Source organism: Rhodococcus sp. Leaf278 (assembly GCF_001426085.1).
Taxonomy (GTDB): domain Bacteria; phylum Actinomycetota; class Actinomycetes; order Mycobacteriales; family Mycobacteriaceae; genus Rhodococcoides.
This window is the reverse complement of record NZ_LMRR01000004.1, coordinates 75,281-88,324: the sequence shown is the minus strand read 5'-3', so window position 1 is coordinate 88,324 and position 13,044 is coordinate 75,281. Positions and strand designations below refer to the sequence as shown.

Annotated in this window: 12 protein-coding genes; 6 read left to right on the top strand and 6 right to left on the bottom strand. The window is 64.8% G+C overall.

The window, feature by feature from the left end; all coding sequences use genetic code 11:
- Positions 1–12: 12 nt before the first annotated feature.
- Complete coding sequence (gene ctaC, locus ASG84_RS05910; protein WP_057476228.1) at positions 13–1,092, bottom strand: aa3-type cytochrome oxidase subunit II; 1,080 nt, start codon at positions 1,090–1,092, stop codon at positions 13–15.
- Between the two features lie 224 nt (positions 1,093–1,316).
- On the opposite strand from ctaC, the gene asnB reads away from it, so the two are divergent.
- The gene (gene asnB, locus ASG84_RS05905; RefSeq protein WP_057476085.1) at positions 1,317–3,245 is read left to right on the top strand and encodes an asparagine synthase (glutamine-hydrolyzing); all 1,929 of its coding nucleotides are present in this window, start codon (positions 1,317–1,319) and stop codon (positions 3,243–3,245) included.
- Between the two features lie 95 nt (positions 3,246–3,340).
- Here asnB and ASG84_RS05900 read toward each other — a convergent pair whose 3' ends face one another.
- From ASG84_RS05900 to ASG84_RS05890, 3 genes are all read right to left on the bottom strand, one after another.
- A complete protein-coding gene (locus ASG84_RS05900) occupies positions 3,341–4,315 on the bottom strand; it encodes a carbohydrate kinase family protein (RefSeq protein ID WP_057476084.1) in 975 nt (324 codons plus the stop codon).
- A 103-nt stretch (positions 4,316–4,418) separates the two neighbouring features.
- Positions 4,419–4,784 (bottom strand): HesB/IscA family protein, encoded by a 366-nt coding sequence (locus ASG84_RS05895; RefSeq protein ID WP_032379078.1) that lies wholly within the window; start codon positions 4,782–4,784, stop codon positions 4,419–4,421.
- Positions 4,785–4,850: 66 nt separating this feature from the next.
- A complete protein-coding gene (locus ASG84_RS05890) occupies positions 4,851–5,924 on the bottom strand; it encodes a glycerate kinase family protein (protein ID WP_057476083.1) in 1,074 nt (357 codons plus the stop codon).
- 101 nt (positions 5,925–6,025) lie between these two features.
- On the opposite strand from ASG84_RS05890, the gene ASG84_RS05885 reads away from it, so the two are divergent.
- Genes ASG84_RS05885 through ASG84_RS05870 form a run of 4 tightly spaced genes read left to right on the top strand, consistent with a single transcriptional unit; the run spans position 6,026 to position 9,139 of the window.
- The gene (locus ASG84_RS05885) at positions 6,026–6,685 is read left to right on the top strand and encodes a DUF3043 domain-containing protein (protein WP_057476082.1); all 660 of its coding nucleotides are present in this window, start codon (positions 6,026–6,028) and stop codon (positions 6,683–6,685) included.
- 5 nt (positions 6,686–6,690) lie between these two features.
- Complete coding sequence (gene cobU / locus ASG84_RS05880) at positions 6,691–7,260, top strand: bifunctional adenosylcobinamide kinase/adenosylcobinamide-phosphate guanylyltransferase (RefSeq protein WP_057476081.1); 570 nt, start codon at positions 6,691–6,693, stop codon at positions 7,258–7,260.
- Complete coding sequence (cobT, locus tag ASG84_RS05875; RefSeq protein ID WP_057476080.1) at positions 7,257–8,375, top strand: nicotinate-nucleotide--dimethylbenzimidazole phosphoribosyltransferase; 1,119 nt, start codon at positions 7,257–7,259, stop codon at positions 8,373–8,375. Before cobU ends, cobT begins: the two co-directional genes overlap by 4 nt.
- 2 nt (positions 8,376–8,377) lie before the next feature.
- Entirely contained in the window at positions 8,378–9,139 is a 762-nt protein-coding gene (locus ASG84_RS05870; RefSeq protein ID WP_200936508.1) for an adenosylcobinamide-GDP ribazoletransferase, read from the top strand.
- Here ASG84_RS05870 and ASG84_RS05865 read toward each other — a convergent pair.
- On the bottom strand, positions 9,136–10,239 hold the full coding sequence (locus tag ASG84_RS05865) for a branched-chain amino acid aminotransferase (RefSeq protein ID WP_057476079.1): 1,104 nt from the start codon (positions 10,237–10,239) through the stop codon (positions 9,136–9,138). The two genes, ASG84_RS05870 and ASG84_RS05865, sit on opposite strands and share 4 nt — an antisense overlap.
- Positions 10,240–10,280: 41 nt before the next feature.
- Positions 10,281–11,381 (bottom strand): glycine cleavage system aminomethyltransferase GcvT, encoded by a 1,101-nt coding sequence (gcvT, locus tag ASG84_RS05860; RefSeq protein WP_057476226.1) that lies wholly within the window; start codon positions 11,379–11,381, stop codon positions 10,281–10,283.
- A 129-nt stretch (positions 11,382–11,510) separates the two neighbouring features.
- Between gcvT and ASG84_RS05855 the strand changes: the two genes are divergently transcribed.
- Entirely contained in the window at positions 11,511–13,034 is a 1,524-nt protein-coding gene (locus tag ASG84_RS05855; protein ID WP_057476078.1) for a leucyl aminopeptidase, read from the top strand.
- Positions 13,035–13,044 lie beyond the last annotated feature (10 nt).

The following is a 13,044-nucleotide window of genomic DNA, read 5'->3' as shown; positions in this document are numbered from 1 at the left end:
ATGCTTCCTTGGTCAGTTGCCTTCGGCGACGGTGGCGGTACGGACGGTGCGATCGGTCTCGAACGGCGAGGTGCTCGTAGCGATCGGGCTCTCACCGATGGCCTCGAGTGCCTGCGCATTGGTGAGTGCGTCGCCACCCTCGGACAGTGGCTTGCGTAGCTCGATGTACTGCTCGAACTTGTCCGGCGACACCGCGCGAACCTCGAAGTTCATCATCGAGTGGAAGGTGCCACACATTTCGGTGCACCGACCGACGAACGATCCTTCACGTTCGATCTCGCTGATCTGGAACACGTTGTCGGAATGGTTCTCCTCGGGGTTCGGAAGAACGTCCCGCTTGAACAAGAACTCCGGAACCCAGAATCCGTGGATAACGTCCGAGGACGCGAGCACGAATTCGATGCGCTTGCCGGTCGGGAGGACCAGCACCGGGATCTCGTCACTGGATCCGACTGTTTCGATCTTGTTGTAGTGCAGGTAGGACAAGTCCTGCGTCAGCGCGCCGTTGATGGGTCCCGGAACGAACTCGCCGTCTTCGCTGCCCTCGGCACCTTCACCGGGAGTGGCGGCGGCTTCCGCTGCCGCCTGCTCCTCTTCGTCGGTGCCCTCGTACTTGGCGGCACCGTCCTTGAGGTCGATGGTCCGGTAACCGAACTTCCAGTTCCACTGGTAAGCGGTGACGTCGACCTGTACGTCCGGATCGGCCTGCTTCTCGTCGACGTAGTTCTGCACCACGACGGTGAAGTAGAACAGGACGGCGATGATGACGAACGGCACGGCCGTGTAGAACAGCTCGAGCGGAACGTTGTACGCCGTCTGGCGAGGGAACTCCGGTGAGTTCTTCTTCTTGCGGTGGAACAGCACCACCCAGAAGATCAGGACCCACACGATGATGCCCATGACCAGGGCAGCGATAACCGACCAGGTCCACAGGTCCCCGATGCGTTGCCCCTGCGGAGTGACTCCCGAAGCGAAACCGAAATTGAGTACGTTGTCGCTGCTGATGGAACAGCCCGACAGCATCAACGCGGCTACACCGAGAAATGCTGTCAGCCCCGCTCGACGAAGGATCCGACTCTGCGCCACGTTCACGCCTTCCTGATTGCCCACCACTGAAGAATAAGAGCTTCCACATGGAGATGCTCTAGTACTACGCAGCGTAGACCAAAGCCGACGGATAGCCATCCTTGGGTCGTCACCTACGCTCGTGCGTGTCTGCGGCATACTCGGTTCCTGATCTGCCGTCCCGCTGACGCCGCTCGCGGAGACTCGGACCGCTGCATTGTCCCCAACTGCGAGAAGAGGTAGCAGACGCTGTGTGTGGACTGCTCGGAGTACTCACGTCTCACGGAACGACCGCCGCCGGAGTCGAGCTGGTGAGCTCGGCAACCCACTGCATGCGCCACCGGGGGCCTGACGAGCCCGGTGGGACGTGGCACGACGACGACGTCGTTTACGGGTTCAACCGATTGTCGTTCATCGACATCGAACACTCGCATCAGCCGATGCGCTGGGGTCCGCCCGAGTCACCGAACCGGTACGCGCTCGTCTTCAACGGCGAGATCTACAACTACCTGGAGTTGCGCGCGGAATTGGCGCGCGATCACGGCGCGGAGTTCGCCACCGAGGGCGACAGCGAATCGATCGTTGCCGCGTTTCACTACTGGGGTCCAGCCGCGGTGCAGCGACTGAGGGGCATGTTCGCGTTCGCGGTCTGGGATACCGAGACCCGCCAGATGTTCATCGCACGCGATCCCTTCGGCATCAAGCCGTTGTTCCTGGCCACCGGCCCGGGAGGCACTGCATTCGGTAGTGAGAAGAAGAGCGTGCTGGAGTTGACGAATCTGGTCGGGGTCGACGACGACCTCGACCAGCGCGCCCTGGAGCACTACACCGTGCTGCAGTACGTCCCCGAGCCCGAGACCCTCCACGTGGGGATCCGTCGACTCGAATCCGGCTGCTACGCCACCCTCTCCCCCGGTACCGCGCCCGAGGTCACCCGATACTTCACGCCGAAGTTTCCGGTCCGACCCTTCGCGCCCGGCAGCGAAAGAGCTCGTTATCAGGAGATCGCCGAAGCGCTCGAAGATTCGGTTGCCAAGCACATGCGGGCCGACGTGACAGTCGGATCCTTCCTGTCGGGCGGCATCGATTCGACGGCCATCGCGGCGCTGGCAATTCGCCACAATCCTGACCTGATCACCTTCACCACAGGTTTCGAGCGAGAAGGCTATTCCGAGGTCGACGTCGCCGCGGAGTCGGCGGCGGCCATCGGTGCCCGCCATATCGTCAAGGTCGTCGGGCCGGAGGAGTTCGCGGCATCCATCCCCGAGATCGTCTGGTACTTGGACGACCCGGTGGCGGATCCCGCATTGGTACCGCTGTACTTCGTCGCCAAGGAGGCGCGGAAGCACGTGAAGGTCGTGCTCTCCGGTGAGGGCGCAGACGAGTTGTTCGGCGGGTACACCATCTATCGCGAGCCGCTGTCGCTGAAGCCGTTCGAGTCGCTTCCTGCATTCCTCAGACGCGCTGCCGGGTCGTTGAGCGAGCGGATTCCGGAAGGAACCCGCGGGAAAAGCCTGCTGAACCGTGGATCGATGACTCTCGAGGAGCGGTACTACGGAAACGCTCGTAGTTTCAACGACGCACAACTGCGGTCCGTATTGCGCGATTTCCGACCGGAGTGGACCCACCAGGACGTCACTGCGCCGATCTACGCGCAGTCGCAGGGATGGGATCCGGTAGCCCGGATGCAACACCTGGACCTGTTCACCTGGTTGCGCGGCGACATCCTGGTCAAGGCCGACAAGATCACCATGGCGAATTCACTCGAACTGCGAGTCCCGTTCCTGGACTCGGAGATCTATCGGGTCGCCGAGAAGCTGCCCCTCGAGCAGAAGATCACCAAGAACACCACCAAGTACGCCCTACGCCAAGCGCTCGAGGGGATAGTTCCCGGTCACGTGCTGCATCGCGCCAAGCTGGGCTTTCCCGTGCCGTTGCGCCACTGGCTACGCGGCACCGAGCTCTTCGACTGGGCACACCAGCAGATCGCCGACTCCCAGACCGACCACCTGCTGAACAAGCCCGCCATAGTCGCGATGCTCAACGACCACCGCGCCGGAAAATCCGATCACAGCCGACGTCTGTGGACGCTGCTGATCTTCATGGTGTGGCACGGCATCTTCGTCGAGAAGCGCATCGTGCCCCAGATCGCCGAACCGGAATACCCGGTCAACATCTGACCGGTACACCCCTCCCCTCATGGGATCAATGTGGGTTTCAGTCACTCTGATTGCAACAAGGCCACATTGATCCCGTTCTGGGGGGGGAAGCGATCTCAGGCCGGCAGCAGCGCGCCGATCTCTTCGCCTGCCTCGGTGCCGTAAGCCGCGCTCAGCCGCTTGATCGCGTCGTCGCGGTTCAGGCTCCATTCCTGGGTGCCGGTGGTTTCCAGGACCAGAACGGCGACGAGCGATCCGAGTTGCGCCGCACGTTCGATGCTCGCTCCGGCCAGATGTGCGGTGAGGAAGCCGGCCCGGAAGCCGTCGCCGACGCCGGTCGGGTCCACCTTGCTCGTTTCCGGTACGACACCGATGTGGGTATGCACACCGTCTTTGGTGACGATGTCGACGCCCCGCTTGCCCAAAGTCGTGACACGCAGATCCACCTTGTCGGCGATGTCGGCGTCGGACATGCCGGTCTTCTGCTTGAGCAGAGCCCACTCGTATTCGTTGGTGAACAGATACGCGGCTCCGTCGATCATCTCCATTGCCTGCGCCGCATCGAGGCGAGCGAGCTGCTGGGACGGGTCGGCCGCGAACGGGATTCCCGCGGCGCGGCACTGAGCTGTGTGCGCGGTCATCGCATCCGGGTCGTTGGCACCGATCAACACCAGATCGAGGTCGCGCTCGCCGGCCAGCGCCTCGATGGAAATATTGCGAGCCTCACTCATGGCCCCGGGGTAGAACGATGCGATCTGCGCCATGTCCTGGTCCGTGGTGCACACGAAACGCGCTGTGTGGGCGGTTGCGGAGATGCTCACGCCACTGCAATCGACACCGTGGTCTTCGAGCCAGCCGCGATAGTCGGCGAAGTCCGGTCCGACCGCTCCCACGAGCAACGGTGAGCCGCCGAGGACTCCGAGCGCGTAGGCGATGTTGCCGCCCACCCCTCCCTTGCGGATGACCAGGTCGTCGACCAGAAAGCTCAACGAGATGTTCGAGATCTGGTCGGCGACTATCTGCTCGGCGAACCGTCCGGGGAATCGCATGAGATGGTCGGTCGCTATCGAGCCTGATACCGCGAGAGTCACGAAGAAGAGCCTTTCGAATGGGGGTGCTGGTTTACTGACCGGCAGACACGACTGTGACCGATACACGCATGCGTGTATCGGTCACAGTCGAAAACGAGTCAGCTCAGTTGAACGAGTCGCCGCACGCGCACGAACCCGTGGCGTTCGGGTTGTCGATCGTGAAGCCCTGCTTCTCGATCGTGTCCACGAAGTCGATGGATGCACCCTCTACGTAGGGGGCGCTCATCCGATCCACTGCGAGAGTGACGCCGTTGAAGTCGACCGCGAGGTCGCCGTCGAGGCTTCGATCGTCGAAGAAGAGCTGGTAACGCAGTCCTGCACAACCACCTGGCTGCACAGCGATGCGCAGCGCGAGGTCGTCGCGGCCTTCTTGATCCAGCAACGCCTTGGCCTTGGCCGACGCGGTCTCGGTCATGGTGACCTTGTGCGCCGTGGTTTCGGTTGTTGTGGTCTCGCTTGAAACGGTCATGGGCTCTCCCTATCAGTCGTACAAAACCCGTGAACTACTCAACCGTACTCTCGGTGCCTCTATTCCTCACGCTCGCCGCCTCGGATTCACGGCAAAGTCTGCGACCTCGCCCGCGATGCGCGCGGTGAGCAGTTCGAGCTGGTTCGCGGCGTCCGACATCGCCAACTCGACCGATCCCGCGAATTCGCTGATCGAATGTGCCGCCTCGATACCCGCCGACGCCAGTTCGTCGTCGGTCAACGTCACCTGGCCCGCAAGCACGATCGTCTCCACGCCGGTCGCGCCGCCGGCGGCCGCGATTCTGGTGACCAGCTTGCCGCGCAGCGATTGCGAATCGAACTTGCCCTCACCGGTCAACACCAGGTCGACGGTCCCCAACAGGTCCTGCTGTCCGGTCCGTTCGGCCACCACGACGGCTCCGGGTTGCTGCGTGCCGCCGAGTGCGAACAGCGCGGCACCGAGACCACCCGCCGCTCCGGCACCCGGCCTGTCCGCCACGTCGTGACCCGCTGCGGACAGGACGGCGGCCCAGTCCGTGTTCAGCTCCTCCAGTCGACCGACCGTCTCGGCATCGGCACCCTTCTGCGGTCCGAACACCCGGGCCGCACCCCACTCGCCCAGCAACGGATTCTCTACGTCCGACGCGGCGACGAGGTCGATTCCCGATAGACGACCGACCGCCGATCCCAACCCGCCCAGCGCGCGTATCAGTGCGCGGCCGCCGTCGGTGCAGCTGCTGCCGCCGAGCCCGACGAAGATCGTTCGAGCTCCGCTGCCGATCGCCGCATCGATCAACTGCCCGACGCCGTAGCTGCTCGCCTTCAGCGCAGACAATGGGCTCGGCGGGCCGTCGAGCAGATGCAGCCCACACGCCTGCGCGGATTCGATGTACGCCACTGTGCCGTCGAGCAGCCAGTGAGCCCGAACAGGAGTGCCGAGCGGTCCGTCGACGTCGGCGACCTGAACAGTGCCGATGCGCGAGGCCAGCACCTCGACGAACCCCGGCCCGCCGTCGGACTGGGGGGCGAGCTCGAGTTCGTCCTGACCCCTGACCGATGTCCATCCCCTCGCCATAGCGTGTGCCGCGTCTGCAGCGGTCAGGGTGTCTCCGAAAGAATCAGGCGCAATCATCACTCGCATCGTGGAAAGTCTAGGGCTGCAGCATGCAGACGGCATCTGCTGGTCTGCGAGCTGACCTGGCCGGTGTTCGATATCGATAGGTCATCCCATACTCTGGGTGCGTGAAGCTGCTACGCCGTGGAAACTCCGACAATTCGGACGAACAGAACTCGAACGAATCCGAGTCGACTGCGTCCGGGCACGAAGCTGCGTCTCCGGTGTCCCTCGGCAAGGGCCGCCCGACACCCAAGCGCCGTGACGCCGAGGGTCGTCGTCGCGGGCCTGTTGCTCCGGCGCCCCTCACGAGCAAAGAAGCACGCGAGCGCCGCAAGGCGAACAAGGGCAGCAAAGAAGACCGCAAGGCCGCGTCCAACGAACGCCGCGCCGCAGCGGCCGAGCGTCGTGCGCGCATGCTGGCCGGTGACGACAAGTACTTGCTCCCCCGCGACAAGGGCCCGGTCCGCGCATACGTCCGCGACATCGTCGATGCACGGCGCAATCTCGTCGGACTGTTCATGCCGCTCGCACTCATCCTGATTTTCGCGCTGTTCCTACAGCCTGCAGTGCAGCAGTACGTCACTCTCGGCATGTTCGTGATGATGCTGTTCATGGTGGGCGAGGGCATCTACTTGGGCAAGATGATCAACAACAAGATTCGCGTGCGCTTCCCCGAGACGACGGACGGCGGCTTCAAGATCGGGTGGTACGCCTTCGTTCGCGCGTCGCAGATTCGCAAGATGCGCGCACCCAAGCCGCGAGTCAGCGCCGGCGCGGCTGTCTGACGTCGGTGGGTGAACCGACTCGAACCCTCGTACTCGGTGGTGCCCGATCCGGTAAGTCCGCATATGCCGAGTCGTGTGCCGTCACCGAGCCGGTTCGGTACCTCGCAACCGGTAGGCGCAACCCCGCCGACGAGGATTGGCAGCGTCGCATCGAGCTCCACCGGGCGTCGAGACCGCAGCATTGGTCCACCGTCGAGACGGTGACCTCGCTGGCCGCATCGATCTCGGAGCCCTGGGGCGGCACCACGTTGGTCGACGACCTCGGAACGTGGCTGACCGGGATGCTCGACGACGCTCGGGCGTGGGAACGGCCACGGGGCACGATCACGCCGGCTGTCGACGATCTGGTCGGGGTGGTTGCGCACTGCACGTCGACCCTCGTGCTGGTCAGCCCCGAGGTGGGTCTGTCCGTGGTTCCCGAGTCTCATTCCGGACGCCTCTTCCGCGACGAGCTCGGACTGCTCAATTCTCGACTCGCCGCGGTGTGTGACAGGGTTCTGCTGGTCGTCGCGGGACTCGAACTGACCCTCAAGGAACCACCGGCGGATTTCATCACCGCGAAAGGCACAGTGTGACAACTCTTTCGGAGGACAGCTCGAAGTCGTCGCCGTTCCGTCCGGTGACCGCTCCGTCCGACGCGGCTCGTACTTCTGCCGTCGATCGGCAACGTGAGCTGACCAAGCCCGCAGGCAGCCTCGGCCGCCTCGAGAAACTCGGTGAATGGATAGCGTCCTGCCAGGACACTTGCCCGCCTCGATCTCTCGAGCGAGTACGTGTCGTCGTCTTCGCCGGTGACCACGGCATCGCAGCGCACGGGGTCTCTGCGTACCCGCCCGGGGTGACAGCGCAGATGGTCGAGAACATTCGCGCCGGCGGCGCAGCGGTCAACGTCCTCGCCGCCATCGCCGGTGCCACCGTGCGGGTGGTCGACATCGCCGTCGATGCCGAGACCGATCCCACCGTGTCCGCGTTCAAGGTCCGACGGTCCAGTGGATCGATCGACCGCGAGGATGCGTTGAGCGAGGACGAGGTTCTTGCCGCCCTCGCCGCGGGAGCCGCCATTGCCGACGAAGAAGTCGACGGCGGTGCCGATCTGCTCATCGCGGGCGATATGGGCATCGGAAACACCACTCCGGCAACGGTATTGATCGCAACCCTCACCGACACCGAACCGGTCGCCGCCGTCGGCCGCGGCACCGGAATCGACGACGCCGGATGGATCAGAAAGACCGCAGCCATCCGGGACGCGATGCGCCGGGCGCGTCCGGTCGCGAAGAACCCCACCGATCTGCTGCGGGTCGCGGGCGGCGCCGACATAGCGGCGCTGGCAGGATTTCTCGCCCAGGCTGCGCATCGGCGAACCCCGGTGATCCTCGACGGTCTCGTGGTGACTGCAGCAGCTCTGGTGGCCGAGGACGGCGCGGCCGGGGCACGGGACTGGTGGGTTGCCGGGCATCGCTCGGTCGAGCCTGCACACTCATTTGCGTTGCGGCACTTGCGTCTCGAGCCGTTGGTAGAGCTGGACATGCGACTCGGCGAGGGCTCGGGCGCGCTGGCGGCACTGCCATTGGTTCGCGCAGGTGTCGACACTCTGAACTCGATGGCGACCTTCGCCGACGCTGGGGTCAGCACCGGCGACACCGAAGCCCACAGCAGTATCGAAGACCACAGCACCATCGAAGACCACTGACGGTGAGTAGGCGAGCGGGTGCTCTGTCGCTCGCGTTCTCCTGGCTGACCGTGCTGCCGGTACGCGGCCCCGAGAACGTCGATCGGCACTCGGCCGGACGGGCCATTGCTCTCGCTCCGCTCGTCGGCCTCACCCTCGGTGGCATCTCCGCAGCGCTGTTGTGGGTGTCGATCGCAGCCGGACTGTCGCCCCTGCTCGGCGGACTGATCGCCGTTGCGGCCTCGGCACTGCTCACTCGGGGTATGCATCTCGACGGCTTGGCCGATACCGCAGACGGACTCGGTTGCTACGGCCCGCCCGAGCGGGCGAGAGAAGTGATGAAGTCCGGCAGTGCCGGCCCGTTCGGGGTTGCTGCCATTGCCCTCGTCTCCGCAGTTCAGGCCGCGAGCCAGGGCCAGCTCGCTCAACAACACCTGTGGTGGGCCATCGTGTGCGTCTCGGTGATCGGACGGGTGTCGGTGGTCGTCGCGTGCCGCCGAGGGATCGACGCGGCCGCACCGAGCGGCTTCGGCGCGCTGGTGGCAGGCACTCAGTCGGCCGCACCCGTGGCGTTGTGGATAGGCATGGCAACGGCCATGTCCGTATACGTTCGGCCCGACCGACCGTGGCAGGGACCACTGATCGTCGTCGCCGTACTTGCCCTTGCGGTGATTCTGACTCGACACTGCGTCCGCCGCTTCGGTGGCCTCTCCGGCGACGTACTCGGAGCCGGAATCGAGACCACCACCGCCCTGGCCGCGATCGGCATTCTCGTCGGGAGCTAGCGGAGTGTCGTCATCCATCCGTGGGTATCGGCGAAGGTGCCACGCTGAATACCGGTCAACGTGTCGCGCAGTGCCAGCGTGATCTCGCCCGGCTCGCCGCCCGCAATCTCGAACGCTCCCTCGGTGGACTTGACGCTGCCCACCGGAGTGATGACAGCCGCAGTGCCGCAAGCGAACACCTCGGTGATCTCGCCCGAGTCGGCACCCTTGCGCCACTCTTCGGTGGAGATTCGGCGTTCTTCGACGGGGATGCCGGCGTCCGTCGCCAGAGCCAACAGCGAGTCGCGGGTGATGCCGGGGAGAAGAGATCCGGACAGCGACGGCGTCACCAGGCGTGCATCGGAACCCGAGCCGAAGACGAAGAACAGGTTCATGCCACCCATCTCCTCGACGAAACGGCGCTCGGTGGCGTCGAGCCACACCACCTGATCGCATCCCTCGTCGCTGGCCTGCGCCTGCGCGAGGAGCGATGCGGCGTAGTTGCCGGCGAACTTCGCCGCACCGGTGCCGCCCGGTGCCGCACGGACGTACTCGGTGGACAGCCAGACGCTCACCGGCTTGACCCCCCGGGGGAAGTACGCACCTGCGGGTGAGGCGATCAGCATGTAGCGGTACGAGTCCGCCGGGCGCACACCCAGACCCGCTTCGGTGGAGAACATGTACGGGCGGACGTACAGCGCGTCCTCGCCGCCGGCCGCGGGAACCCACTCGTGATCGAGCTCGAGGAGCTTTTCGATCGACCCGATGAACAACTCGTCGGAGAGCTCGGGCATGGCGAGACGACGGGCAGAGTTGCGGAACCGCTCGGCGTTCGAGTTCACCCGGAACGTCGACAGATCACCGTTGGGCTGCCGGTAGATCTTGAGGCCTTCGAAGATCGCCTGCCCGTAGTGCAGCACCATCGCCGCCGGGTCGAGCTCGATCGGGCCGTAGGGCGCGATCGTCGCGTCGTGCCAGCCACGGTCGCGGGTGTAGTCGATGTACACCATGTGGTCGGTGAAGTGTTTTCCGAATCCCGGTGCGGCAAGCACGGCGTCGCGCTCCGCCGGTGTAGCGGGCGAGGGATGCTGCACGTACGTGAATTCGGAAACACCTGTCATGCCCGAGATCCTATCGTGGAGGTCACTCGCTCCCTCAGCGGTCACCTGGTCTTGGCAGCGACGAACGGTGGCGCGACCACTTCGCAGCGCAGCGCCCGCCCACGAACGTCGACCTCGACCTCGGAGCCGACCGCCGGAGCTGCCTCGGCGTCGAGCAGGGCCAGGGCAATACCGACCTTGAGCGACGGCGAGAACGTTCCGGACGTCGTCGTCCCGATGTCCTGGCCCGACGCACGGACGGTGAGACCGGGGCGGAGTACACCGCGGTCGAGAGCCTTGAGTCCGCGCAATGTTCGCGCAGGCCCACTGGCCTTCTCTGCGGTCAATGCCTCCTTGCCCCAGAATGCGTCCTTGTTCCACCCGATCGCCCAACCGCATCGAGCTTGCAGGGGCGAAATGTCCAGCGACAGTTCGTGTCCGTGCAGTGGGTATCCCATCTCGGTGCGCAGAGTGTCACGTGCTCCGAGCCCGCACACCTGTCCCCCGCGAGTCCGCACTGCGGCCATCAGCGCACGGAAGAGCGGTTCCACCTCACCCGCCGGTGGAACCAGTTCGTACCCCTGCTCGCCGGTGTAACCGGTTCGGCACACCCGTACGGGCACCGAATTCCAGGTCGCGTCCTCGAATGCCATGTAGTCCATCTCGGTCGGCAGACCCAATTCCTGTAGCACCTCGGCCGCTTTCGGCCCCTGAACGGCCAGCACCCCGAACTCGCGATGCTGGTTCACCACCGACACCCCAGCAGGTGCCTGCGCTGCCATCGCTGCCACGACATCGGCCGTGTTGGCGGCGTTCGGCACCAGGAACACGTCGTCGTCGGAGACGTAATACGCGATGAGGTCGTCGACCACACCACCGGATTCCGTGCAGCAGAGGGTGTATTGCGCCTTACCGGGTTCGATCCGGCCGAGGTCGTTGGTCAGGACGGAATTGACGAAGGCGGCAGCGCCAGGTCCGGTGACCGAAGCCTTGCCCAGGTGGCCGACGTCGAACAGGCCTACGGTTTCCCGCACCGCGGTGTGCTCGACGACCACTCCGGCGTACGACACCGGCATGGTCCAACCGCCGAAAGGTGCGAATGTCGCACCCAATTCGGTGTGTACGGCGTGCAGCGGTCCCTCGATCAGGTCGGTGTCGGTCATGGCGGTCACGCTAGTCCACATCACGGCTCGTGCGGGCGCTGCGGACCGAGTTCGTCCCTCGCTCCGCTGCGCCATGGGTCGTCATTAGGATCGAGGTACCTACACGTCAACCCCTACAGGAGCAGCCACGTGCCTTCACCTTCGACGCTATCCCGCACTCTCGGACCCGACCTGGTCCTCGCGGGCAAGCTCGGCAAGAAAGTCGACGTTCTCGTTGTCGCGCTGAGTACCAGTGACGACGGCCTCGAGCTCGCCATCACCGACGACATTTCCGACGACGCCGTTGCTGCCGGACTCCTGGACGCCTTCGAATCCGTCGGTGCCACCGGCAAAGCCGACGAGCTCGTTCGCATCCCGGCTCCGTCCGGGCTGCCCGTCTCCAGTGTCCTGGCGGTGGGCCTCGGCAACGCTGCCGACATCGACAGCGAGCGCATCCGTCAGTCGGCCGGTACCGCGGCACGTTCGCTCAAAGGTGTCGATACGGTAGCGACGACGTTGTCCGCACTCGACCTCGGAGCGGCCGCAGAGGGGTTCTTCCTCGGCGCGTATCAGTTCACCGAGTTCAAATCCGCACTGTCGGCACCGAAGGCCGACGCTCTTCCTCTCGCACGCGTCGAATTGCTCGTTACCGACACTCGATCGAAGGACGCGAAGAACGAGCTCGCACGCTCTGTCGCCATTGCCGAATCAGTGGCGCTAGCACGCGATTTCGTGAACACCCCACCGAGCCACCTCTATCCCGAGGAGTTTGCGGACCAGGCGAAGGCCCTGGGTACTGCGGCAGGCTTGAAGGTCGAGATTCTCGACGACAAGGCCCTCGAGAAGGGTGGTTACGGCGGTATTCACGGAGTGGGTAAGGGGTCTTCGCGGTTGCCGCGATTGGTTCGCCTTTCCCACACCGGCGGCAAGCGTGGTGCCAAGAAGGTTGCTCTGGTGGGCAAGGGAATCACGTTCGACACCGGCGGCATCTCCATCAAACCTGCTGCGGGAATGGAGAACATGACCTCGGACATGGGCGGTGCCGCGGCGGTTATCGCCACCGTCGTGCTGGCCGCCAAGGTCGGTCTGCCGCTCGACGTGATCGCGACGGTGCCTATGGCGGAGAACATGCCGTCGGGAACCGCGCAGCGTCCCGGCGATGTGCTGACGCAATACGGCGGGATCACCGTCGAGGTCATCAACACCGATGCCGAAGGTCGACTGGTGCTGGCCGACGCGATCGTGCGTGCCTGCGAGGACGATCCGGACTACCTCATCGACACCGCAACGCTCACCGGAGCTCAGGTCGTGGCGCTCGGCAACCGAACGCCCGGCGTGATGGGTACCGACACCTTCCGTGACCGGGTTGCCGAAATCTCCCAAGCGATCGGCGAGAACGGCTGGGCCATGCCGCTGCCGAAAGAGATTCGACGTGAACTCGACTCCAAGGTGGCCGATCTTGCGAACGTGACCAATGGCAGGGCCGGCGGAATGCTGGCAGCAGCCCTGTTCCTGAAGGAATTCGTGGCCGACGGCGTCGAATGGGCTCATATCGATGTCGCGGGCCCGGCCTACAACACCGGAGGCCCCTTCGGCTACACCGGCAAGGGCGGCACCGGAGTTCCCGTGCGGACCATGTTCGCGGTTCTCGAAGACATCGTCGAGAACGGCTGATCGCGGACGT